This is a genomic window from Streptomyces sp. NPDC051133 (genome assembly GCF_040682635.1).
Lineage (GTDB): Bacteria > Actinomycetota > Actinomycetes > Streptomycetales > Streptomycetaceae > Streptomyces.
Genome location: NZ_JBFBBK010000041.1, coordinates 22,256 through 45,856 on the forward strand (window position 1 = coordinate 22,256; position 23,601 = coordinate 45,856).

The following is a 23,601-nucleotide window of genomic DNA, read 5'->3' on the forward strand; positions in this document are numbered from 1 at the left end:
GCGCGCCGGCCGAGGGCTCAGCTGACCCGGATGCCCACGATGCAGGTGTCGTCGTCGGTGTCCGACCGGCTGTAGGTGAGCAGCCGGTCCAGTTGCTGGTCCAGGACGCTCGGCGCGCAACGGGCCGTTTCCAGCAGATGGGACAGCGACTCCTCCACGGAGCGGTCCCGGCGCTCGATCAGCCCGTCGGTGTACATCAACAGGGTGTCCCCCGCGGCCAGTTGCACCTCGGTCTCCTCGTACACCGCGTCCGGAAGAGCGCCCAGCAGCAGCCCCTTCAGGGTCGGCAGGGCGGAGGCGTCCCCCTCCCGCACCAGCACCGGCGGCAGATGCCCGGCCCGCGCCCAGCGCAGGGTGCGCCGCTCGCCGTCGTACAGGCCGCACACGGCGGTCGCGGTGACGGCGCCCGTCAGATGGTGGGCGACGATGTTCAGCCAGGACAGCAGCTGCGCCGGGCCCGCGCCGGTCACGGCCAGGCCGCGCAGCGCGTTGCGCAGGACCACCATGCTGGTCGCCGCCTCGATGCCGTGCCCGGCGACATCGCCGACGCACAGCAGCACCACTCCGGACGGCAGCACCACGGCGTCGTACCAGTCACCGCCGACGAGCTGCTCGGTCTCCGCCGGCCGGTAGCGCACCGCCACCTGGAGGCCGGGCACCTGCAGCGGGGCCTGCGCCGGCGGCATGATGGCGTGCTGGAGCTGCAGGGCCAGCCGGTTGCGCTCGTCGGCCTGCTGCTCGGTGTGGGCCAGCTGGTCGCGGGTCGCGGCGAGGGCGACCTCCGTCCAGTGCTGGGCGGAGATGTCCTGGTAGGCGCCGCGGACGAGGATCAGCTGTCCGTCGGTGTCGAGAACCGGCTCGGCGACCACCCGCATGTGCCGGGTCACGCCGTCCGGCCGCAGCAGCCGGAACGCCGCCGACGTGGGCCGGCGGTGGTGCAGCACGGTCCGCAGGAAGCGGCCGATCGCGACGGCGTCGTCCGGGTGCGCGTGCGCGGGCAGCCCCTCCAGTGCCACCGGGGTGCTGGTGGGCGGGTGGCCGTACAGGCTGAACAGCTGCTCGTTCCAGGTGATCTCGCCCGTCAGCAGGTTCTCCTCGAAGCCGCCGATCCGGCCGAGCCGCTGGGCGTTCTGGAGCAGGCTGGCCAGGCGCGCCGTCTCGTCCTCGATGCGCCAGATCAGCAGGACGCCGGTGCCGTGGCGGCTGATGCTGATGTCGGCGACGGCCGCGAGAGGCACCTGGTCCACCAGGGCGGTCAGCCGCATCCGGCGGGCGCGGAACGGTTCGCCGGTGGCATGGACGCGTTCCACCCGCTGGAAGAGATCGCTGGTGCCGGCGGCCAGCGGGTAGGCCTCCAGCAGCAGAGCGCCGTTGATGACGGCCCGAGGGCGGCCCGCCGGGTCGAGGAAGCGGCCGTTGACGTGCTGGATCCGGAAGTCCACCAGCCGCCCGGCGTCGTCGAGGTGCGGCAGCAGCACCAGCGCCGGGTCGTGCAGCCCGTCCGCCAGGTCCATCAGCTCCACCACATCGGGCAGCACCCGGGACTCCCGTGCCCCGGCGGCGGGCATCACGAAGGTCTCCAGGGCGTGCGCGCACAGCTCCGCCAGGGCCTCCACCTGCCGGACCACCGGCCGCGGCAACGGCTCCTCCGGTTTCGGCCAGGCGATCTCCAGCACGCCGTGGATCCGGCCGCCCGCGCCGGCGGGCACGGCGATCCGCGCACCGTCGGCGAAGTCCCGCCGGCCGATCGTGGGCAGCCCGGAGGCGGAGAGCGAGGGCAGCCACTGGCCGTCGGGCTCGGTCAGGCCGCGCCGGGCCACCGTGGCCACGTCCGGCGGGACGTAGTGCCAGCGGGCCGTCTCGGCCGCCGGGAAGCCCGCGCTGCCCGCGAGGGTGAGCGAACCGTCCGATCCGGCCGCCCAGATGGCCACGGCGACGGCGCCCAGGGGCCGCAGCGCGTGTTCGAGCAGTGAGTCGGCCATGGCCTGGGTGTCGTGCGCGGCGAGGACTCCGCTCTCGGCGACGCGCAGCCGTACGGCCGCGGACTCCTCGACGGACCCCGCCGGGGTCGCGGCGGTGGCCAGGAACGCCTCGGTGACCTCGCAGACGCGGTCCCGGGCCGCCTGGTTGATGACCTCCACCGCGAACTCCAGTGGCGTCACCTGTGCCTGCTCGGTGAGCGCGGCGAGCTGGCGTGCGGCCTGCGCGGGGCCGCAGCCGAGGCGCTCGACCAGAATGCCCTTGGCCAGCTCGATCAGCGCCCGGCCCTCGGCCTCCGCCTGTGCGGTGCGCACCTCCCGGCGCAGCCGCTCGACGGTGGCGGCGAGCCGGCCCACCGGGGAGGTGGCCGGCGCGTCGGCCGCCACGGCTTCGGCGGGCAGCCGCCGGGCGGGCACCCCGGGGGGCGCGGGCGGTTCGGCGGGAGGTTCGTGGATGTTCACTGGTTCCGTACTCCTCGGCCTGCGGTCGGACGGGCTCGCCGTGGGGTGCTCATGCCGGGAGCCAGCGCCGGACGCAGGCGATGAGGTCATGGGTGTCCACCGGTTTCGTCACGTAGTCGCTGGCCCCGGAGGCGAGGCTCTTCTCCCGGTCGCCCTGCATCGCCTTGGCGGTCACGGCGATGACCGGCAGATCGGCGTACTGCGGCATCGAGCGGATCTCCGCCGTGGCCGTGTACCCGTCCATCTCCGGCATCATCACGTCCATCAGGACGAGTTCGACGTCCGGGTTGTCGACCAGCGTCTCGATGCCCTTGCGGCCGTCCTCCGCGTGCAGGACGCGGAAGCCGTGCAGTTCGAGGATGCCGCTGAGCGCGAACAGGTTGCGGGCGTCGTCGTCCACCACGAGGACGGTACGGCCGCGGGTGTGCTCGTCGCCCAGCTGCGCGGCGGTGCGCTGCGGTTCGTCGCTGCGGACCAGGGTGAGCACCTCTCCGGGCTCCTCGGCCGCCAGGTGCAGGGCGATCCTCTCGCGCAGCTCGTCCAGGCTGGAGAGGTACTCCAGCGCACTCCCCGGCTCCTCCACGGCGTGCTCGGGTCGGTGCGAGCTGTGCACCAGCACCGGGACGCTCGCCAGTGCCGAGTCGCCGCGCAGCGCCTCCAGGAACCGGGCCGACTCCCCGTCCGGCTCCCCCAGTTCGACGACGACACAGTGGCAGGGTTCGGCGGCGAGCGCACCGGCCGCCTCCTGGGCGCCGACGGCGGTGATGATGTCCACCGGCGGCCCGTCGCTGTCGGCCTGCGCCTGCGCGAGGTCCCTGACCACGCTCTCGGCGACGAGCGTCAGCAGGCCGCGCGGACGCTCCTCCACGACGAGCAGGCGGCGCGCGCGCTGCCGTTCGGCGGTGAGGAGCAGGACGCCCTCGGGACGGCCGGGAGCGTCGGCGATGCCGCCCGGTTCCAGCTCGGCCGGCCGGACGACGCGCCCGGTGCGCAGGTGTTCCTCGAAGTCCGGCCGGGCGACGGGCAGGAAGAGGGTGAAGGTGCTGCCCTTGCCCGGGGTGCTGTCCACGGTGACGGCGCCACCGAGCAGCTGGGCGATCTCCCGGGTGATGGACAGCCCGAGCCCGGTACCGCCGTACTTGCGGCTGGTGGTGCCGTCCGCCTGCTGGAACGCGCCGAAGATGGTCTCCAGTTGCTGCTCCGGGATGCCGATCCCGGTGTCCGTGACCCGGAAGGCGACGATCGCGCCGCCCCGGACCACGCCCCGGGGCACCTCGTCGTCGGCGGCTGGTTCGACGCGCAGCTCGATCCCGCCCTGTTCGGTGAACTTCACCGCGTTGGACAGCAGGTTGCGCAGGATCTGCCGGAGCCGGGAGTCGTCGGTGAGCAGGTCCGCGGGAGCGCCGGGGGCCGTGGCGACGGTGAACTCCAGGCTCTTCTGCGAGGTCATCGGGCGGAAGGTCGCCTCGACGTACTCGATGAGCTGACGCAGCGCGACCCGCTCGGGCGTGACGTCCATCTTTCCGGCCTCGACCTTGGACAGGTCCAGGATGTCGTTGATCAGCTGGAGCAGGTCGGAGCCGGCCGAGTGGATGATGCCCGCGTACTCGACCTGCTTGGGGGTCAGGTTGCGGGAGGGGTTCTGGGCCAGCAGCTGGGCGAGGATGAGCAGGCTGTTGAGCGGGGTGCGCAGCTCGTGGCTCATGTTGGCGAGGAACTCGGACTTGTACTTGGAGGCGAGCGACAACTGCTGGGCGCGGGTCTCCAGTTCCTGGCGTGCCTGCTCGATCTGCAGGTTCTTCGCCTCGATGTCGCGGTTCTGCTCCGCGAGCAGCGAGGCCTTGTCCTCCAGTTCGGCGTTGGAGCTCTGCAGTTCCTCCTGCCGGGCCTGCAACTCGGCCGAGCGGGACTGCAGTTCGCTGGTCAGGCGCTGCGACTCCTGGAGGAGTTCGTCGGTGCGGGCGTTGGCGACGATCGTGTTGACGTTCACCCCGATGGTGTCCACCAGCTGCTGCAGGAAGTCCCGCTGGACCGGGGTGAACGGGGTGACGGAGGCCAGCTCGATGACGCCGAGGACCTGCTCCTCGAAGACGATCGGCAGCAGCAACAGCGCGGTGGGCTCGATCTGTCCGAGCCCGGAGGAGATGCTGACGTACCCCCGCGGCAGCTCGTCCACGGCGATGGTACGGCGGCTGCGCGCGGCCTGGCCGACCAGGGAGCGGCCGAACGCGATGCGGGAGGGCCGGGCGTCCTCCTCGGGCCGGCCGTAGGAGCCGACGAGCCGGAGCTCGGGTCCGGACGCGCCGTCCTCCGCGAGGTAGAAGGCGCCGTACTGGGCGGAGACCTGGGGCACCAGCTCGTCCATGATCAGCTCGGCGACGACGGGCAGGTCGCGGTGGCCCTGCATCAGGCCGGAGATCCGGGCGAGGTTGGTCTTCAGCCAGTCCTGCTCCTGGTTGGCCCGGGTGGTCTCGCGCAGGGACCCCACCATGGAGTTGATGTTGTCCTTGAGGTCGGCGACCTCACCGGAGGCGTCGACGGTGATCGACCGGGTCAGGTCGCCCTCGGCGACGGCGCTGGCCACGTCGGCGATGGCGCGGACCTGCCGGGTCAGGTTGCCGGCGAGTTCGTTGACGTTCTCGGTGAGCCGCTTCCAGGTGCCGGAGACGCCCTCGACCTCCGCCTGGCCGCCGAGCCGGCCCTCGGTGCCCACCTCGCGGGCGACCCGCGTGACCTCGTCGGCGAACGCCGAGAGCTGGTCGACCATCGTGTTGATGGTCGTCTTCAGTTCGAGGATCTCGCCGCGCGCGTCGACGTCGATCTTCTTCGACAGGTCGCCCTTGGCCACGGCGGTGGTCACCAGCGCGATGTTGCGCACCTGGCCGGTGAGGTTGTTGGCCATGGAGTTGACGTTGTCGGTGAGGTCCTTCCAGGTGCCGGCCACGTTGGGCACGTGCGCCTGGCCGCCGAGCCGGCCCTCGGTGCCCACCTCGCGGGCCACCCGGGTCACCTCGTCGGCGAACGCCGAGAGCGTGTCGACCATGGTGTTGATGACGTCGGCGAGGGCGGCGACCTCGCCCTTGGCCTCGACGGTGATCTTCTGCGAGAGGTCGCCCTTGGCCACCGCGGTGGCCACCTGGGCGATGGAGCGGACCTGGCCGGTGAGGTTGGAGGCCATCACGTTGACGTTGTCGGTGAGGTCCTTCCAGGTGCCGGCGACCCCCCGCACCTGCGCCTGGCCGCCGAGCCGGCCCTCGGTGCCGACCTCGCGGGCCACCCGGGTCACCTCGTCGGCGAAGCCCGACAGCTGGTCCACCATCGTGTTGATGGTGCTCTTCAGCTCCAGGATCTCCCCGCGCGCGTCCACGGTGATCTTCTGCGACAGATCACCCTGCGCCACCGCGGTGGCCACCTGGGCGACGTTGCGCACCTGCGCCGTCAGGTTCCCGGCCATGAAGTTGACCGAGTCCGTCAGATCACGCCAGGTGCCCTTCACGCCCTTGACGTCGGCCTGGCCGCCGAGCCGGCCTTCTGTGCCGACCTCGCGGGCCACCCGGGTCACCTCGTCCGCGAACGCGGACAGCTGGTCCACCATCGTGTTGATGGTGCTCTTCAGCTCCAGGATCTCCCCGCGCGCGTCCACGGTGATCTTCTGCGACAGATCACCCTGCGCCACCGCGGTCGTCACCTGGGCGACGTTGCGCACCTGCGCCGTCAGGTTCCCGGCCATGAAGTTGACCGAGTCCGTCAGATCGCGCCAGACACCGGCGACACCGGGCACCTGCGCCTGACCCCCCAGGCGGCCCTCGGTGCCGACCTCGCGGGCCACCCGGGTGACCTCGTCGGCGAACGCGGACAGCTGGTCGACCATCGTGTTGACGGTCTCCTTCAGCTGGAGGATCTCGCCGCGCGCGGGAACGTCGATCTTCTGCGACAGGTCGCCCTTGGCCACGGCGGTGGCGACCTGGGCGATGTCACGCACCTGTGTGGTGAGGTTGCCCGCCATCGCGTTGACGGAGTCGGTCAGGTCGGCCCAGGTCCCCGACACCCCGGGCACCCGCGCCTGGCCGCCGAGCGTGCCCTCCGTGCCCACCTCGCGGGCCACCCGGGTCACTTCGGAGGTGAAGACGGACAACTGGTCGACCATGCCGTTGAAGACGGTGGCGATGTCGCCCATGAGTCCGGGGGAGTCGTCCGGCAGCCGGGTGCCGAAGTCCCCGTCACGCACCGCGGTCAGCCCCGCGAGCAGTCTCCTCAGTTCCTGGTCTTCCGGGACCTTGTCCGTCGTCCCGGCCGCCTTGCCGGCCATGCGCACCCTCGTTCCACTCCCCAGGAGCCCCCGCGCGGAAGGCTCGGAAACCACTGCCGGGCACACGGCCTGACCCGGCGATTGGTGTGTGCGTTTCCGCAGTTCACGGATCTGCACGATGAGAAAATACGCCGCAGGTTAACGCACTTTCCCGGGCTCGGGCACACCAATCGGTCAACCTTCGACGATCATGAAAAACTTCTGCAACGGCAGGCATGGGAGCGCTTGGACCGGGTAGGCGGACGGGTTCGGACCGGGGCTTCGGGAGGGGTTTCTCCCCGCCGCCCCCGCGCCGCCCCGCGGCGCTCGTCGGGTCACCGGGTCACCGGGTTGCCGCGCGCCGCCCCCGGCAAACGGGCCGGGGTGCCCGGCCCGCCGTCGGCACGGTCGTTTCGGGCGCGCGCGGCGCGGGCACCCGTGCCACGCTCGAAACAGAGCACCGGGAGTGCGGGACCCGGCACCGGGCGGAAGGCGATCCGCGGCCGAGCGCACCACCCGGACGGTGGGGGTGAGGAGGGCACGGGCATGAGCGACGGCGGCGAGGTCCGCGGACATCTGCTGTACGGCCCGGAGCCGGACGTGGCCGGCGCCGCCGGCTACCCGGACGCCCCGCCGCGCATGGGATTCTTCACCGACACCTCGGTGTGCATCGGCTGCAAGGCGTGCGAGGTGGCCTGCAAGGAGTGGAACGCCGTCCCGGAGGACGGTCTCGTGTGGACGGGCATGTCCTACGACAACACGCAGGGCCTCGGCGCGGACACCTGGCGGCACGTGGCCTTCATCGAGCAGAGCAAGCCGTTCGGCGGGCAGGAACCCGGGGTGTCGCACGACGACGTGGACATCTTCGCCGCCGCCTCCCGGCTCGGCACCGACGCCGCCTCCCCAGGCCCGGGCGCCACCGCTCCCCCGCCCGGCGCGGCCCCCGAGGGCGCCCCCGCCGGGCAGATCTCCCCCCTCTCCCCCGACGGCCGCACCGAGCTGCGCTGGCTGATGGCCTCGGACGTGTGCAAGCACTGCACCCACGCGGCCTGCCTGGACGTGTGCCCGACCGGCGCGCTGTTCCGCACCGAGTTCGGCACGGTCGTCGTCCAGGAGGACGTCTGCAACGGCTGCGGCTACTGCGTGCCCGCCTGCCCCTACGGCGTCATCGACCAGCGCGAGGACGACGGCCGGGTGTGGAAGTGCACCCTGTGCTACGACCGGCTGGGCGTCGGCATGGAGCCCGCCTGCGCCAAGTCCTGCCCGACGGACTCCATCCAGTTCGGCCCCCTGGAGGAGCTGCGGGAGCGGGCGCGGACCCGGGTGGCGCAGCTGCACACGGCCGGGGTGACCGACGCCCGCCTGTACGGCGAGAGCCCGGACGACGGGGTCGGCGGCGACGGGGCGTTCTTCCTGCTGCTGGACGAGCCGGAGGTGTACGGCCTGCCCCCGGACCCGGTGGTCACCACCCGGGACCTGCCCGACATGTGGCGGCACGCGGCCCTGGCCGCGGCCTCCCTGGCGGCCCTGGCCGTCGGCAGCTTCGTACGGAGGCCGCGATGAGCCACGACGGTTCGGCGGGGCGGCCGGGCGATGACCCCCGGCAGTTCCGCGAGGAGGCCGCGATGGGCGAGTCGGACGTGGGCCGGCAGGGACCGCGGGGCACCCGCCCCGGCCGGGAGGCGGTGACCGGCGCCCGCGCCGGCCGTCGCAGGCGTCGGCGCGGGCGGGGCGAGCAGCCGATGGTGCCGGAGGCGGAGTTCTCTTCGTACTACGGCAAACCGGTGGTCAAAAAGCCGACCTGGAAGCCGCTGGACATCGCCGGATACCTGTACCTGGGCGGTCTGGCCGGCGCCTCCTCACTGCTGGCGGCCGGGGGGCAGCTCACCGGCCGGCCGTGGCTCGCGGCACCGGCGAAGCTGGCGGCCGCCGGGGCCATCTCCCTGTCGCTGGCCGCGCTCGTCCACGACCTCGGCCGGCCGGCCCGCTTCCTGAACATGCTCCGGGTGCTGAAGCCCACCTCCCCGATGAGCGTGGGCTCGTGGCTGCTGGTGGGGTACGCGCCGCTGACACTGACCGCCGCCGCCACCGAGGTGGCGGGCCGGTACCGGCTGCTGGGCTCGGCCGCCACGGTGGCCTCCGCCGTGCTCGGTCCGGCCGTGGCGACGTACACCGCGGTGCTGCTGTCGGACACGGCGGTGCCGTCCTGGCACGAGGGCTACCGGGAACTGCCTTTCGTCTTCGCCGGCTCCGCCGCCACCGCGGCGTCCGGACTGGCCCTGGCCGCCGCCCCGGTCTCCGAGGCGGGCCCGGCCCGTCGGCTGGCGGTGCTGGGGGCCGGACTGGAGCTGGGCGCGTTCCGGACGATGAAGCGGCGGATGGGCCTGTCCGCCGAACCCTTCGAGCAGGGCAGGCCGCACCTGCTGCTGCGCGCGGCGGAGGCGCTGACGGCGGGCGGTGCGGTCCTCGCCGTGTTCGCCGGACGGGACCGGCGTCTCGCCGTGGCGGCCGGAGCGGCCCTGCTCACCGGGTCGGCGGCGCTGCGGTTCGGCGTGTTCCACGCGGGGGTCGCCTCCGCCGAGGACCCGAAGTACACCGTCGTACCCCAGCGGGAGCGGCTGTCGGCAGGCGGGCGCTAGAGGTGCCCGGCGCGGAGCCGGGCCGCCAGGTCCGTGAGCGACGTGGCGGTCAGATCGGCGGGCCGGGCGGTCGACGGATAGGGCCGTGACGTCCGGCGCAGCCAGGCGGTGGCCAGGCCCGCCCGTGCGGCGCCGTCGACGTCCCACGGGTGGACCGAGACCAGCAGGGCGTCGCCGGCCGGCACGCCGACGGTGTCCAGCGCGTAGGCGTAGGCCTCCCGCGCCGGCTTCCAGCGTCCCGGGCGCTCCACGTCCAGGTGGGCCTCGAAGCAGTCGGTCAGATCCGTTCCCGCGAGCACCGCGCGGGTGGTGTCGGCGGAGCCGTTCGTCAGGGTGACCAGGCGGAACCCGGCCGAGTGCAGGGTCCGTACGCCGCCGGGCACGTCCGGGTGCAGGGGCAGCCCGGGCAGTCCGGCGAGAACGTACGCCGCGGCCTGCTCCGGGTCGGTCGCCCCCTCCTCGCCGGCGGCGAGCGCCCGCAACCCGTCCCCCGCGACGGCCGCGAAGGACGCGTGGCCCCCGGCGAGGGTGAGGGCCACACCGTCGCGGAGCACCCCGGCGAACCAGGCCGGAAGGAGGTGACCGGGGAGTCCGACGTGCGCGAAGCAGCCGGCCAGCGGACTCATGTCGGTGAGCGTCTCGTTGACGTCGAACACCAGGACGCGGGGGCGGCGGTCGGCGGGCAAGGGGATCACCTCCGTGCGCGGGCAGGGCCCCTGAGCCGCCCGCTCCCGGCGCCGCGGGGCGGGGACGGCTTTCCCTGGCCTCCCCGGACACTACGGGCGCTCCGTGCGGTCCCTGCGCCGACACACCGCAGCGGCGCGACTCCCCCGGCGCGGCGGACCCGAGCCGGCCGGCACCCGTTTGGCGCCGGCCGGCGGGGGTACTCCGCGGCTCGGCGCACGGAAGATGCCGTGGCCGCGCGGTTGCGGGAAAATCGAGGCACCGTCCGGAAGGAGTGGCTGTGGGCGTACGCACGTGGATCGACTCCTGGCCGGTCTACCGCCAGCTGACGGGCACCGACCCGCTCGGCCGGGGCGCCGCCGCCAAGAGCGGTCGCAGCGCGCGGCTCGAGCCCCGGGTCGCCTCGGCGGACCGGGTCGTGAAGTCGGTCTGCCCGTACTGCGCGGTGGGCTGCGGCCAGAACGTGTACGTCCAGGACGAGAAGGTCACCCAGATCGAGGGCGACCCGGACTCCCCCATCTCGCGCGGCCGGCTGTGCCCCAAGGGCGCGGCGAGCCTGCAGCTGACCACCGGGGACGCCCGCGAGCACCAGGTCCTCTACCGGCGCCCGCACGGCACCGAGTGGGAGCGGCTGGACCTGGACACCGCGATGGACATGATCGCCGACCGGGTCGTCGACGCGCGCCGGTCCGGCTGGCAGTGGGAGGCCGACGGGACCCGCGCCCGGCGCACCCTGGGGTTCGCGAGCCTCGGCGGGGCCACGCTCGACAACGAAGAGAACTACCTGATCAAGAAGTTGTTCACCGCGCTGGGAGCGATCCAGATCGAGAACCAGGCGCGTGTTTGACACTCCTCCACCGTTCCCAGTCTGGGAACCTCGTTCGGACGCGGCGGCGCGACCACCTTCCAGCAGGACCTGCAGAACGCGGACTGCATCGTCATCGAGGGCTCGAACATGGCCGAGTGCCATCCGGTCGGGTTCCAGTGGGTGATGGAGGCCAAGGCGCGGGGCGCGAAGGTGATCCACGTCGACCCGCGGTTCACCCGCACCAGCGCGCTCGCCGACGTCCATGTGCCGCTGCGCGCGGGCACGGACATCGCCTTCCTCGGCGGGATCGTCAACTACGTGCTCCAGCACGAGAAGTACTTCCGCGAGTACATCGTGGCGTACAGCAACGCGCCGGTGATCGTGCGGGAGGACTTCCGCGACACGGAGGACCTGGCGGGTGTCTTCTCCGGTCTCGACGCGGACAGCCGCTCCTACGACAACGCCAGCTGGCAGTACGAGGGCACCGAGATGCAGGCGGCCTCGGGCGAACGTGACCAGGAGTACGACCAGCGCACGCGCGGCGGCAGTTCGGTGACCGAGGCGGCGCGCGGCGAGGCGCACGGTGCCGGCGGCGCGGTGATCGGCGAGGGCGAGCCGGAGCGGGACGAGACGCTGACCCACCCGCGCTGTGTCTTCCAGGTGCTCAAGCGGCACTACGCCCGCTACACCCCGGACATGGTCGAGCAGGTCTGCGGTGTGCCGCGGGATCTGTTCCGGCAGGTGTGCGAACTGGTCACGGAGAACTCCGGGCGCGACCGGACGACGGCGTTCGCGTACGCGGTCGGCTGGACGCAGCACACGGTGGGCGTGCAGTACATCCGCGCCGCGGCCGTGCTGCAGACGCTGCTCGGCAACATCGGCCGCCCGGGCGGCGGCATCCTCGCGCTGCGCGGACACGCCTCCATCCAGGGCTCGACGGACATCCCGACCCTGTTCAACCTGCTGCCGGGCTACATCCCGATGCCGCACGCCCACCAGGACCAGGACCTGGACGCCTTCATCGAGGCCGAGGCCGCCCACAAGGGCTACTGGGGCAACATGCGCGCGTACCTGGTGAGCCTGCTCAAGGCGTACTGGGGGGACGCGGCGACCGAGGAGAACGACTTCTGCTTCGACTACCTGCCGCGGCTCACCGGCTCGCACTCGGCGTACGAGACGGCCATGGCCCAGCTGGAGGGCACCTGCAAGGGATACTTCCTGCTCGGCGAGAACCCGGCGGTGGGCAACGCCGACGCCAAGCTGATGCGGCTCGGCATGGCGAACCTGGACTGGCTGGTGGTGCGCGACTTCTCGCTGATCGAGTCGGCGACCTGGTGGAAGGACGGCCCGGAGATCGAGACCGGGGAGCTGCGCACCGAGGACATCGGCACGGAGGTGTTCTTCCTGCCGGCCGCCGCACACACCGAGAAGGACGGCAGCTTCACCAACACCCAGCGGCTGCTGCAGTGGCACCACCAGGCGGTCGAGCCGCCCGGCGAGTCGCGCAGCGACCTGTGGTTCACCTACCACCTCGGGCGCCTGATCCGGGAGAAGCTCGCCGGGTCCGGCGACGACATGGACCGGCCGGTGCTGGATCTGACGTGGGACTACCCGACCAGGGGCCGGCTCGCCGAGCCGGACGCCGAGGCCGTGCTCGCCGAGATCAACGGCCGTGCCGCCGACGGCGGTCCGCTCTCCTCGTACGAGGAGCTGAAGCCCGACGGCTCCACGGCCTGCGGCTGCTGGATCTACTGCGGTGTGTACGCGGACGGCGTCAACCAGGCCGCCCGCCGCAAGCCCGGCCGGGAGCAGGACTGGGTGGCGGCCGAGTGGGCGTGGGCCTGGCCGGCGAACCGCCGGATCCTGTACAACCGCGCCTCCGCCGACCCCGAGGGCCGGCCGTGGAGCGAGCGCAAGGCGCTGGTGTGGTGGGACGCGGACAAGGGCGAGTGGTCCGGGCACGACGTGCCGGACTTCAAGAAGGACAAGGCGCCCGACCACGAGCCGCCGCAGGACGCGACCGGCCCGGAGGCCCTGTCGGGCCGGGACCCGTTCATCATGCAGGCGGACGGCAAGGCCTGGCTGTACGTGCCCTCCGGGCTCACCGACGGTCCCCTGCCGGCCCACTACGAGCCGCAGGACTCGCCGTTCCCGAACCTGCTCTACGACCAGCAGCGCAACCCCGTACGGCAGTTGCTGCCCCCGCACCCGGACAACCGCTACCAGCCGAGCGGTGACGAGCCCGGCTCCGAGGTGTTCCCGTACGTGGCGACCACCTACCGGCTCACCGAGCACCACACCGCGGGCGGCATGTCCCGCTGGCAGCCGTATCTGGCGGAGCTGCAGCCGGAGTTCTTCTGCGAGGTGTCCCCGGAACTGGCCGCCGAGCGCGGGCTCGCGCACACCGGTTGGGCGACGATCGTCAGCGCGCGGGGGGTGATCGAGGCGCGGGTGCTGGTCACCGACCGGATGGCGCCGCTGACCGTGCACCGCCGCACCCTGCACCAGGTGGGGCTGCCCTACCACTGGGGTCCCAACGGCTACAGCACCGGGGACGCGGCCAACGAGCTGCTGCATCTCTCCCTGGACCCGAACACGCACATCCAGGAGTCGAAGGCGTTCGCCGTGGACATCCGGCCGGGCCGCCGGCCCCGGGGTCCGGCGGCCGTGGAGATGGTGCGGGCCTACCGGACGCGGGCCGGGATCGACGAGCACACGGGCAGGGAGCCGTGAGACCTCACCGGAGCACGATCGAGTGGGCTCCGCGCTCCACCAGCTCCCCCACCACCGGCGCTCCGGGCACCTCCCCGGCGATCAGGAGGCCGCCGGAGGTCTGCGCGTCGGCCAGCAGCAGGCGGGTGTCGGCGTCGGTGTCCCCGAAGTCGGTGTGCGGGGCGGTCCATTCGAGGTTGCGCCGGGTGCCGCCGCTGACATAGCCGTCCCGGACAGCCTCCCGGGCACCGTCCAGGTACGGGACGGCGGCGGTGTCGAGCACGGCGGTCACGCCGGAGGCGCGGGCCAGCTTGTGCAGATGGCCGAGGAGGCCGAAGCCGGTGACGTCGGTGGCACAGACGGCCCCGGCGGCCAGCGCGGCCTCGGAGGCGTCCCGGTTGAGGGCGGTCATGGTGGCGACGGCGTGCTCGAACCACTCGCCGGTCGCCTTGTGCCGGTTGTTCAGGACGCCGAGGCCGAGCGGCTTGGTCAGGGACAGCGGCAGTCCGGGCCGGCCGGTGTCGTTGCGCAGCAGCCGGCCGGGATCGGCGATGCCGGTGACGGCCATGCCGTACTTCGGTTCCGGGTCGTCCACGCTGTGTCCGCCGCCCACATGACAGCCGGCCTCGGTGGCGACGTCCAGTCCGCCGCGCAGCACCTCGCGGGCCAGGTCGAACGGGAGCCGGTCGCGGGGCCAGGCGAGGAGGTTGACGGCGAGGACCGGCCGGCCGCCCATGGCGTAGACGTCGGACAGGGCGTTGGCGGCGGCGATGCGGCCCCAGTCGTAGGGGTCGTCCACGACCGGGGTGAAGAAGTCGGCGGTGCACACCACGGCTGTCCCGCGGTGCGTGACCACGGCCGCGTCGTCGCCGGTGGCGAGGCCGACGAGCAGCGGGGCGTTGCCGCCGGCGGTTGGGGCGGCGGTGAGCCCGGCGACCACCTCCTCCAGCTCGCCGGGCGGGATCTTGCAGGCGCAGCCGCCGCCGTGGGCGAACTGCGTGAGGCGGACGGCTGCTTGGCGGGTCGGTGTCATCCCTGTCTCCTGGGGCACTAGCCTGGGCGAGCGGTGGAGGCGTGTGGGTGCCTGGTGGCCCTCCCGGTCTTCAAAACCGAGGTGCCCGAGGATCTCGGGCAGGCGGGTTCGATTCCCGTCCGCCTCCGTTCCCCTCCCGTGTACGGCAGCGCCGGCGCTGGTCGTCGACCCGTTCGGTCCGGCCCTGGGCGTCGAGGTGTTCCAGCAGCGGTACGGCCACCCGGCGGGTGGTGTCCAGGGCGCGCCGTGCGTCGCTGAGCGTGAACGGCTGGGGCAGTGCGCGCAGCACGGCGGCGGCCCGGGTATCCGCGCCGGGCAGCAGCACGATCCCGTCGGCGATCCGCAGCAGGGCGCCCGCCGCGACGGCGGCGGCCAGCGCCTTGCGGTCGAGCCCGAGTTCACCGAGCCGGCCGGCCTCGGGTGCCTGGAACGGGGCCCGGTCGAGGTCCCGGCGCAGGGCGTCCACGGCCGCCCGGACGGGTGGCGGCAGGGCGGGCCGGAGGCTGTCCGCGGGGTACAGCCTGCCCTGGCGGGCGACGATGCCGGGCGTGGCCCGGGCGAGCGCGTCGATCAGGGCGCGGTCGGGCAGGCCGAGCAGCCGGCGGGCCGCTTCGGTGGGCAGGCCGGGGTCCAGCGGGTGCGCGCGGGTGTGCCGGCCGGTCTCGGTGAGGAGGCGGTCCCGCAGGGCGTGCCAGTGCTCCGGGTCGGCCAGCCAGTCGCCTGCGACGGGATCGCTCGGCGCGGGGACGCCCATGGCCAGCAGGTCGGCGCGCCGGATCAGTGCGCGGCGGCGCAGCTCGGCGGGGCCGTCGGGACGGCCGGTCAGGGCGGTGAGTTCGGCGGCGCGGGCCCGGGCCGCGCCGCGCCGGGTCAGCCGGGGAGGCCGTACGTCGAGGACGGTGAGACCGCAGGGCATGCGGCTGCCGCCGGGTTCGCGCAGCACCGCGCGGTCGCCGACCCGCAGGGGCAGCGGCCGGGCGAGGGTGAGCCGGGCGGTGTCCGCGCCGAGCGGGCGGACGGTCACCGGTACGGCGGCGGTGCCGATGTGCAGGGTGACGGCGCGGGGCAGGTCGGCCACCGGCTCCCCGGTGACCCGGACGTCGATCACCTCGGCGTGGAGCCAGCGGTCCGGGGTCAGCAGCACCTGTCCCCGGCGCAGCGTGTCGTGGCCCTGGCCGTGCACGTTCACGGCCACCCGGGCCACCGCGCCGACGGCCGCCCGGTCCTCGTGCAGGCTCTGCAGGCCGCGCACCCGCAGGCCGGGGCCGCCGTCCCCGGTGACCAGCCGGTCCCCGACGCGCAGGGTGCCCGCGGCGAGGGTGCCGGTCACCACGGTGCCGTGCCCGCGGACCGTGAAGGACCGGTCGAGCCACAGCCGTACGTCGGCGTCGCCGTCCGGTTCGGGCAATCCGGCTGCCAGGCGGGCCAGTTCGGCGCGCAGCTCGTCCAGCCCGGCGCCGGTGACCGCGCTCACCGCGACGGACGGCACCTTGCCCAGGGAGGTGGCGGCCAGCCGGTCGAAGGCGTCGGCGCGCACGGGTTCGGGGTCGGCGAGGTCGCTGCGGGTCACCGCGAGGACGGCGTGCCGGACGCCGAGCGCGTCGAGGACGGCCAGGTGCTCCTGCGACTGGGGCTGCCAGCCCTGGTCGGCGGCGACCACGAACAGCACGGCGGGCACGGGCCCGACCCCGGCCAGCATGGTGGCGACGAACCGCTCGTGCCCGGGGACGTCGACGAAGGCCAGGTGCTCCCCGTCCGGTCCGAGTGTGGTCCACACGAAGCCCAGGTCGAGCGTGAGGCCCCGGCGGCGTTCCTCCTCGTGGCGGTCGGGTTCCATGCCGGTGAGGGCGCGGACCAGTGCGGACTTGCCGTGGTCGACGTGTCCGGCGGTGGCGAGGACCCGCATGGCGCCTACCTCTCCGCGGTGGGCCGGGCCGCCCGTACGGCTTCGGCCAGCCGCTCGTCGTCCTCCGGCGGCACCGACCGCAGGTCGAGCAGGCAGCGGGCCGCCTCCAGGCGTCCGACGACCGGGACACGGCCGGTGCGCAGGGCCGCGGCGTAGGGCTCGGGCAGCGAGAGCGCGGCACCGTCCAGGGTGACTCCGGGGGCGCCTCCGCCGCCGACCGTGGCCGTGGACTCCACGGCCCGTACGTCGATGCCGTCGGCGCGCAGCGTGTCGGCGAGCCGGTCGGCGCGGGCCCTGAGTCCGGCCGGGCCGGCGGTGAGGGCGCGGGCGGTCGGGGTGGGCGGGCCGGTGAGGGTGGCCTCCAGCGCGGCCAGGGTCAGTTTGTCGACGCGCAGGGCGCGGGCCAGCGGATGCCGGGCGAGGGTGCGGACGACGTCCTCGTCGCCGAGGAGCAGTCCGCACTGGGGGCCGCCGAGCAGTTTGTCGCCGCTGGCGGTGACGAGGGCGGCGCCCGCGCGCAGCTGGGTGTCGGCGTCGGGTTCCTCGGGCAGCGCGGGGTGCGGGGCGAGCAGCCCCGAGCCGATGTCGGCGACGACCGGGACGCCCAGGCCGGCGAGTTCGGTGACCCCGGCGGACCGGGTGAAGCCGGTGATGCGGAAGTTGGAGGGGTGCACCTTCAGCACGAATCCGGTGCCGGGGCCGATGACGGCGGCGTAGTCGGCGGCGGTCGTGCGGTTGGTCGTCCCGACCTCGCGGAGCCGGGCGCCGGTGGAGACGAGCAGGTCGGGCAGGCGGAAGCCGTCGCCGATCTCCACCATCTCGCCCCGGCTGACGACGATCTCCTTGCCGGCCGCGAGCGCGGTGGCGGCCAGGACGAGTGCGGCGGCGCCGTTGTTGACGACGTGGACGGCGCCGGCGGAGGGCACCCGGTCCTGCAGCGCGGCGAGGGCGGAGCGTCCCCGGCGGGCCCGGACGCCGGTCGCCAGGTCGAGTTCGACGTCCGTGGGTCCGGCGGCCTCCTGGACCGCCTGCCGGGCGGCGTCCGACAGCGGGGCCCGGCCGAGGTTGGTGTGCAGCAGCACCCCGGTGGCGTTGATCACCGGCCGCAGCCCGCTCGCGGCGACGGGCAGCCCGGCCAGTGCCGTCCGCGCCACCTCCTCGGGCGCGATGCTCCCCTCGCGGGCCCGCTGCTGTGCCTGCCGGACGGCGGCCTTCACCACGTCCGCGCCGAGCCGGTCCACGGCCGCCGACAGGCGGGGGTCGCGCAGGAGCAGGTCGGTGCGCGGGATGCGACGGCGTGCGTCGGTGTCGCCCGGGGCCCTCGCGTTCCCGGCGTCCTCGCGCCGTACCGGGCCGCCGGAGCCGGTCCCGGCCGCCCCGGCCGCCGCGCCCGGCCCGCGCGGTGCCACCCGCTGCTCCATGCCGCCCCTGTCCCTCCGGTCCGGCCGTGTCCGTCACGGACTGCGCCCATCGTCTCCCAGTGCCCCGGGCGGGCCGATCGACACGCCGTGACGACGTTGGAGCCGGCCACCGCCCGGGTACTCGGCGCCGCATGACCGACACGGACCGCGACCGACCGGACGACCACGCCACGACCGCCGAGCGCACCGCTCGCCGGCGACGCCGCGGCCACGAGGCACAGGCCCTCGCGGACGCACCCCCGGGCATCTGCGGGGGCCACGGCACGCACGGAGGGCAGTTACGCACGACCGGTTCCGCCCAGCCGCCGACGCCCTCCCGGCGGGACACCACCGCGTCGCCCAGGGGCTCGGCAGAGCCGGAGAGGGACGACGGGCACCGGTGAACCGGCCACACCCGTACCGGCTCCGCGTGGCCCCCTAGCCGCCCCCGCCCGGGGACCGCCCGCCGGTTCCCCCGGTGTCCGGGTGCGGCGGGCGCGGTGGCGGGGCCTCGCCCGCGGTGAGGTGCTCCAGCACCTCGACCAGTTCCTGGCAGGCCTTCTCCACCGAGCGCCGGGTGTTGCGCTGCTCGGTGATCAGGGCCGACAGCAGCAGCGCGGTCAGGGCCATCGCGCCGTTGAACGCCTGGAGCTTCGCCATGACCTCGATCCGGCTCAGCCGCTGGAACGCACCGACGCCGTCCGTCGCCGCGAGGGTCGCCAGCACGGAGGTCAGCAGGGCGCAGAGCATGCTGCCGCCGAGCTGGAAGCGCAGGGCCGCCCAGATGATGAGCGGGTAGACGAGGAAGAGCAGGCTGATCGAGCTGTACACCGCCCACGGGACGACAGCGCAGGCGACGACGGTCAGCGCGGTCGCCTCCTGCCAGCGGGTCGGGGACGGCGGCCAGCGGGCGCGGTGCAGCAGGAGCAGCAGCGGGGTGACGAGCAGGACGCCCATCGCGTCGCCGACCCACCAGGCGAGCCAGACGGGCCAGAAGCTGTGCGCGGCCAGCTTGTCCGCGAGGACGAGCAGGCCGACACCGACGGTCGAGCTGATCAGCATGGCGCCCAGGGCGCCCAGGAACACCAGGGCGAGGCCGTCCTTCAACCGGCCCAGGTCGGTGTGGAAGCCGGCCCGGCGCAGCAGGAGCGCCGCGGCGATCGGGGCGAGGGTCTGGCCCGCGACGGTGCCGAGCACGTCGGGGCGGAAGCTGGTGAGGGACAGCACCACGAACAGGGCGCCGAGCGCGATGCCGGGCCAGCAGCGCAGGCCGAGGATGAGCAGGGCGGCGACGGCGAGACCGGTGGGCGGCCAGATGGGGGTGACGACGGCGCCCTCGACGGTGAGCTCGCGCAGCAGTCCGATGCGGCCCGCCGCGTAGTAGCAGGCGGCGACGGCCAGCACCTGGACGGCGTACCCGCCCGGCCGGCGCAGCTCCTCGATACCCACCACGGCAGCCATCCCACACCGCCCGCCGCAGGTCGGCGACGTGAGGGAGCCGTACGGCCCTATGCGTGCATCCCGTCGAGGCCGACGACGAGGACGGCGGCGTCGTCCTCGTGGCCCACGCTCTCCGCGCCCTTGATCACGGCGGCGGCCAGCGCGTGGGCCTCCAGGCCGGCCACGGCGGCGATGCCGGCGAGCCGCACCACCTGGTCCAGCCCTTCCTCGACGGTCAGCGACGGCCCCTCCACCACACCGTCGGTGAGCAGCACGAACATCCCGCCGGTGGTGAGCCGGTGCCGGGTCACCGGGTACTCGACGCCCTGGGCGACGCCGAGCGGCGGCCCGCCCTCGTCGTCGACGACACCCGACTTGCCGTCGGCCGTGGCCCACACGCACGGGATGTGCCCGGCCCGGGCGCTCTCCAGGACGCCGGTGGCCGGGTCGAGGCGCATGAACGTGCAGGTGGCGAAGAGGTCGCTGCCGAGGGAGAGCAGCAGGTCGTTGGTGCGGGCGAGGAGGTCGCCGGGCTCGCCCGTGACGGAGGCGAGGGCGCGCAGTCCGGCCCGGACCTGGCCCATGAAGGCCGCGGCCTCGATGTTGTGGCCCTGTACGTCGCCGATGGACAGCCCGATCCGGCCGTCGGGCAGCGTGAAGGCGTCGTACCAGTCGCCGCCCACGTTGAGGCCGAAGGTGGCCGGCGCGTACCGGACCGCCAGGTGCAGGCCGGTCGCGCGGGGCAGGTCCCGGGGCAGCATGCCCCGCTGCAGGGCGATGGCCAGTTCGACCTGGGACCGCTGCAGCTCCGCGCGCTCACGCGCCTGGGCGGTGAGCGTGCCGAGTCTGGTCAGCAGCTCGTCGTCCTCGTCCCTGGAGCGCTTGCGGGGCATCGTTCACTTCCGGCGGGGCGGTGGGGCCCGCGGGGGGCCGGCCGCCTGAATATTCAGCAAATGCCTAGATTTTACCGATATCGGGCGATCCTGCCCCCGCCCACGGATGCCGCAACCCCGGTTCAGCGGACCTCGGAGTCGATGCCGGTGATCACGGTGGGCCCGAGCGGAGCGCTGCGCTCGTCCAGTCCCGCGTCCCGCAGGGCGGAGTCCGCGAGCCGCCGGGCCTCCTCCTCGGCGTGCGGGCCGGTGTCCGCCTCGACGGTCAGGCGCAGGGTGAAGGTGTTGTCCTCGTTGACGCTGAGCGCGTCCAGGTCCTCGGCGCTGCCCATCCTGGTGCCGTGCGGATCGGCCGGCCGGAGGGCCCGCGCCAGCCGGGTCCGGACGTCGGCCCCGATGCCGCCGGTGAAGGTGCCGGGGACGCTGATCACGTAGGTCGTCATGACGATCCTTTCCTCGGACGTCCCCCGCCTACCCCGAATCACGCCCTTCACAGCGGGGAGTGCGCCACCGCCGTCACATACGCGCCGAACGTCAGGGACACGAGGGCGAGGGCACCGTAGACGAGCACCGCCTGGGCCGGCCGTGTCCGCCAGGTCCGGGCGAGGGCGCGGGCCATCGGGATGAGCAGCGGGAACGCCGGCAGCAGGAAGCGGGGCTTGGAGGAGAAGGAGCCGGAGCCCCCGATCACCAGCAGGACCAGGACCCCGGAGAAGACCACGAGGACCAGCGGGGCGCGGTCCAGGCACAGCAGCGCGAACAGCAGCACGCCCGCCGCGACGATCACCAGGGCCGCCGGGTAGACGACGCCGCCGCCGTGCAGGAGCAGGGCCTTGACGAAGCGCGCCGAGCCCACACCGAAGTCGAAGCGGGAGTCCCAGGCGCTCTGCACGGTGAAGTAGCCGCCGAGCAGGTCGCCGGTCTGTCCGCCCACCCACAGCACGTAGCCGAGCCAGCCCAGCGGTGCCAGCAGGGCTCCGGCCCACAGCCTCGCCGGGACCCGGCCGCGGCGGCGCACCACCTCGTGCGCGGCGGCGAGGGCGACGGCCACCGCGATCGCGAAGCCGCTGGGCCGGGAGAGGCCGGCCAGCGCGGCCAGCGCGCCCGCCCACAGCCAGCGGCCCTTGAGCACGCAGTACAGGGACCAGACGGCGAACGCGGCGAACAGCGAATCGGTGTAGGCGATGGTCAGTTCGACGGCGTGCGGGAGTACGGCCCACAGGCCGACCAGGGCGGTGGCGACGCCGCGCCCGTACAGGAGGTGGCCGATGGCGTAGATGCCGTAGGCGGCCACGCCCGCGGCGAGCCAGGCGATGATCAGCGCGGCCTGGCCCGGCGTGAACGGCAGGACGGTGGTGAGTGCTCTGATGAGCGCCGGATACAGCGGGAAGAACGCCCAGTCGGTCTGGACGGCGCCGGTCGGCGTGATCCAGATCTTGTGGCCGTACCCCTGGGCGGCGATGTGCAGGTACCAGCGGGAGTCCCAGGAGTGGGCCAGGGTCCTGAGGAGCGGATGGCCCCGGACGTCGTTCGCGAGGATCACCACGAGGATGCCGGCGAGCCGGACGGCCGCGAACAGGGCGAGGGCGGGAAGCGCCCCCTCGGGGATCCCGCGCCGGGCGATCCTGGACAGGGCCGGAGGGCGGAGGGGGCGGGAGGGGGCGGCCGGCTCGGGCCGCGGTACGGAGGAGGTGCTCACGCTCTTGACCTTGGGCACGCCAGGTAAGACGGGCAAATCGCGACTCGGGTTTCTTACACACTTCCACCCTGATTCAGGAACCGGTCGAGGAATGGGCGCACCTCCCTTACCTCCCCACCCCCGGAAGGACCAGCTGGGCGGTGTGGTTACCATATGAGCGCTGCCTAGCTCGAAAGATGGACCCGTGACTGTCAACGACGACTCGTTCACCAACTGGAAGATCCGCGAGGAGATCGCGGAGTCGATGATCCCGCTCATCGGGAAGCTGCACCGCGAGCGGGACGTGACCGTCCTGCTGCACAGCCGCTCCCTGGTGAACAAGTCGGTGGTCAGCATCCTCAAGACGCACCGCTTCGCCCGGCAGATCGCCGGCGCCGAGCTGTCGGTCACCGAGACCATGCCGTACCTCGAGGCGCTCACCGCCCTCGACCTCGGGCCCGCCCAGATCGACCTCGGCATGCTGGCCACCCTGCACAAGGCCGACGAACGCGGCCTGAGCGTGGCGGAGTTCACCGCCGAGGCCGTCGCCGGTGCCACCGGTGCCAACAAGATCGAGCGTCGTGAGCCGCGCGACGTCGTGCTGTACGGCTTCGGCCGCATCGGCCGGCTCGTCGCCCGCCTGCTCATCGAGAAGTCCGGTTCGGGCAACGGCCTGCGCCTGCGCGCCATCGTGGTGCGCGGCGGGGGTGCCCAGGACATCGTCAAGCGCGCCTCGCTGCTGCGCCGCGACTCCATCCACGGCCAGTTCCAGGGCACCATCACCGTGGACGAGGACAGCAGCACGATCCTCGCCAACGGCAACGAGATCAAGGTGATCTACGCCGACGACCCGTCGCACGTGGACTACACCGAGTACGGCATCCGGGACGCCATCCTCATCGACAACACGGGCAAGTGGCGTGACCGCGAGGGCCTGTCCAAGCACCTGCGCCCCGGCATCGAGAAGGTCGTCCTGACCGCGCCGGGCAAGGGCGACGTCCCGAACATCGTGCACGGCGTCAACCACGACACCATCAAGCCGGACGAGCAGATCCTGTCCTGCGCCTCCTGCACCACCAACGCGATCGTCCCGCCGCTGAAGGCCATGGACGACGAGTACGGCGTGCTGCGCGGCCACGTGGAGACCGTCCACTCGTTCACCAACGACCAGAACCTGCTGGACAACTACCACAAGTCCGAGCGCCGCGGCCGTTCCGCGCCGCTCAACATGGTCATCACCGAGACCGGTGCCGCCTCCGCCGTGGCGAAGGCGCTGCCCGACCTGAAGGCGAAGATCAGCGGCAGCTCGATCCGCGTCCCGGTGCCGGACGTCTCGATCGCGATCCTCAACCTTCAGCTGGCGCGCGAGGCAACCCGCGAGGAGGTCCACGACTACCTGCGCGAGGTGTCGCTGACCTCGCCGCTCAAGCGCCAGATCGACTTCATCACGGCCCCCGACGCGGTCTCCAGCGACTTCATCGGCTCGCGCCACGCCTCGATCGTGGACGCCGGCGCCCTGAAGGTCGACGGCGACAACGCGATCCTCTACCTCTGGTACGACAACGAGTTCGGCTACTCCTGCCAGGTGGTCCGGGTGGTCCAGCACGTCTCGGGCGTGGAGTACCCGACGTTCCCGGCGACGGCGGTCTGACGCCGGACGCACGGGCATGAGGACGGCG

14 protein-coding genes, 1 tRNA gene and 1 pseudogene are annotated in these 23,601 nt (G+C 73.5%); 6 read left to right on the forward strand and 10 right to left on the reverse strand.

Annotation, left to right across the window (positions count from 1 at the left end; translation table 11 throughout):
* Window positions 1-17: 17 nt before the first annotated feature.
* On the reverse strand, window positions 18-2,531 hold the full coding sequence (locus AB0N17_RS32960; RefSeq protein WP_366015265.1) for a SpoIIE family protein phosphatase: 2,514 nt from the start codon (window positions 2,529-2,531) through the stop codon (window positions 18-20).
* Complete coding sequence (locus AB0N17_RS32965) at window positions 2,491-6,750, reverse strand: HAMP domain-containing protein (RefSeq protein ID WP_366015266.1); 4,260 nt, start codon at window positions 6,748-6,750, stop codon at window positions 2,491-2,493. The genes AB0N17_RS32960 and AB0N17_RS32965 overlap by 41 nt, the downstream gene beginning before the upstream one ends.
* A 525-nt stretch (window positions 6,751-7,275) precedes the next feature.
* On the opposite strand from AB0N17_RS32965, the gene AB0N17_RS32970 reads away from it, so the two are divergent.
* Both AB0N17_RS32970 and nrfD read left to right on the forward strand, forming a co-directional pair.
* Window positions 7,276-8,292 carry a 4Fe-4S dicluster domain-containing protein gene (locus AB0N17_RS32970; RefSeq protein ID WP_366015267.1) on the forward strand — a complete coding sequence of 339 codons (1,017 nt, stop codon included), beginning with the start codon at window positions 7,276-7,278 and terminating at the stop codon, window positions 8,290-8,292.
* Between the two features lie 62 nt (window positions 8,293-8,354).
* Window positions 8,355-9,368: an NrfD/PsrC family molybdoenzyme membrane anchor subunit gene (nrfD, locus tag AB0N17_RS32975; protein WP_366015301.1), complete on the forward strand. Its 1,014-nt coding sequence runs from the start codon at window positions 8,355-8,357 to the stop codon at window positions 9,366-9,368.
* Here nrfD and AB0N17_RS32980 read toward each other — a convergent pair.
* Window positions 9,365-10,054: a haloacid dehalogenase type II gene (locus tag AB0N17_RS32980; protein ID WP_366015268.1), complete on the reverse strand. Its 690-nt coding sequence runs from the start codon at window positions 10,052-10,054 to the stop codon at window positions 9,365-9,367. The genes nrfD and AB0N17_RS32980 overlap by 4 nt on opposite strands.
* Before the next feature lie 278 nt (window positions 10,055-10,332).
* Between AB0N17_RS32980 and fdh the strand changes: the two genes are divergently transcribed.
* Window positions 10,333-13,593, forward strand: coding sequence for a formate dehydrogenase (fdh, locus tag AB0N17_RS32985; protein WP_366015269.1), 3,261 nt, complete (start codon window positions 10,333-10,335; stop codon window positions 13,591-13,593).
* Between the two features lie 4 nt (window positions 13,594-13,597).
* Here fdh and selD read toward each other — a convergent pair whose 3' ends face one another.
* Complete coding sequence (gene selD, locus AB0N17_RS32990; RefSeq protein WP_366015270.1) at window positions 13,598-14,605, reverse strand: selenide, water dikinase SelD; 1,008 nt, start codon at window positions 14,603-14,605, stop codon at window positions 13,598-13,600.
* Window positions 14,606-14,640: 35 nt separating this feature from the next.
* Here selD and AB0N17_RS32995 point away from each other — a divergent pair.
* Window positions 14,641-14,733 (forward strand) — tRNA-Sec (locus AB0N17_RS32995).
* Between the two features lie 83 nt (window positions 14,734-14,816).
* Here the strand turns inward: AB0N17_RS32995 and AB0N17_RS33000 are convergent.
* Window positions 14,817-16,511: pseudogene (locus AB0N17_RS33000) on the reverse strand (GTP-binding protein); the annotation flags it as partial.
* 5 nt (window positions 16,512-16,516) lie between these two features.
* A complete protein-coding gene (gene selA / locus AB0N17_RS33005) occupies window positions 16,517-17,932 on the reverse strand; it encodes an L-seryl-tRNA(Sec) selenium transferase (protein ID WP_366015271.1) in 1,416 nt (471 codons plus the stop codon).
* A gap of 131 nt (window positions 17,933-18,063) precedes the next feature.
* Here selA and AB0N17_RS33010 point away from each other — a divergent pair, with 131 nt between their 5' ends.
* Window positions 18,064-18,315, forward strand: coding sequence for a hypothetical protein (locus AB0N17_RS33010; RefSeq protein WP_366015272.1), 252 nt, complete (start codon window positions 18,064-18,066; stop codon window positions 18,313-18,315).
* A gap of 34 nt (window positions 18,316-18,349) precedes the next feature.
* On the opposite strand, the gene AB0N17_RS33015 is transcribed toward AB0N17_RS33010, so the two are convergent.
* The 4 genes from AB0N17_RS33015 to AB0N17_RS33030 all read right to left on the reverse strand — a co-directional run bounded on the left by AB0N17_RS33015 (window position 18,350) and on the right by AB0N17_RS33030 (window position 21,943).
* Window positions 18,350-19,372 carry an MASE1 domain-containing protein gene (locus AB0N17_RS33015; protein ID WP_366015273.1) on the reverse strand — a complete coding sequence of 341 codons (1,023 nt, stop codon included), beginning with the start codon at window positions 19,370-19,372 and terminating at the stop codon, window positions 18,350-18,352.
* Between the two features lie 47 nt (window positions 19,373-19,419).
* Entirely contained in the window at window positions 19,420-20,244 is an 825-nt protein-coding gene (locus AB0N17_RS33020) for a PP2C family protein-serine/threonine phosphatase (RefSeq protein ID WP_366015274.1), read from the reverse strand.
* A 122-nt stretch (window positions 20,245-20,366) separates the two neighbouring features.
* A complete protein-coding gene (locus AB0N17_RS33025) occupies window positions 20,367-20,687 on the reverse strand; it encodes a hypothetical protein (protein WP_366015275.1) in 321 nt (106 codons plus the stop codon).
* A 47-nt stretch (window positions 20,688-20,734) separates the two neighbouring features.
* Window positions 20,735-21,943, reverse strand: coding sequence for a glycosyltransferase family 39 protein (locus AB0N17_RS33030; protein ID WP_366015276.1), 1,209 nt, complete (start codon window positions 21,941-21,943; stop codon window positions 20,735-20,737).
* Between the two features lie 184 nt (window positions 21,944-22,127).
* Between AB0N17_RS33030 and AB0N17_RS33035 the strand changes: the two genes are divergently transcribed.
* Window positions 22,128-23,573 carry a glyceraldehyde-3-phosphate dehydrogenase gene (locus AB0N17_RS33035; RefSeq protein WP_366015277.1) on the forward strand — a complete coding sequence of 482 codons (1,446 nt, stop codon included), beginning with the start codon at window positions 22,128-22,130 and terminating at the stop codon, window positions 23,571-23,573.
* The last annotated feature ends 28 nt before the right edge of the window (window positions 23,574-23,601 follow it).

Bases quoted from the DNA above. Each gene is read 5' to 3' on its own strand.
- AB0N17_RS32960 (WP_366015265.1), bottom strand. From the start codon at position 2,531: ATGACCTCATCGCCTGCGTCCGGCGCTGGCTCCCGGCATGAGCACCCC.
- AB0N17_RS32965 (WP_366015266.1), bottom strand. From the start codon at position 6,750: ATGGCCGGCAAGGCGGCCGGGACGACGGACAAGGTCCCGGAAGACCAG.
- AB0N17_RS32970 (WP_366015267.1), top strand. From the start codon at position 7,276: ATGAGCGACGGCGGCGAGGTCCGCGGACATCTGCTGTACGGCCCGGAG.
- nrfD (WP_366015301.1), top strand. From the start codon at position 8,355: ATGGGCGAGTCGGACGTGGGCCGGCAGGGACCGCGGGGCACCCGCCCC.
- selD (WP_366015270.1), bottom strand. From the start codon at position 14,605: ATGACACCGACCCGCCAAGCAGCCGTCCGCCTCACGCAGTTCGCCCAC.
- selA (WP_366015271.1), bottom strand. From the start codon at position 17,932: ATGGAGCAGCGGGTGGCACCGCGCGGGCCGGGCGCGGCGGCCGGGGCG.
- AB0N17_RS33010 (WP_366015272.1), top strand. From the start codon at position 18,064: ATGACCGACACGGACCGCGACCGACCGGACGACCACGCCACGACCGCC.
- AB0N17_RS33015 (WP_366015273.1), bottom strand. From the start codon at position 19,372: ATGGCTGCCGTGGTGGGTATCGAGGAGCTGCGCCGGCCGGGCGGGTAC.
- AB0N17_RS33020 (WP_366015274.1), bottom strand. From the start codon at position 20,244: ATGCCCCGCAAGCGCTCCAGGGACGAGGACGACGAGCTGCTGACCAGA.
- AB0N17_RS33025 (WP_366015275.1), bottom strand. From the start codon at position 20,687: ATGACGACCTACGTGATCAGCGTCCCCGGCACCTTCACCGGCGGCATC.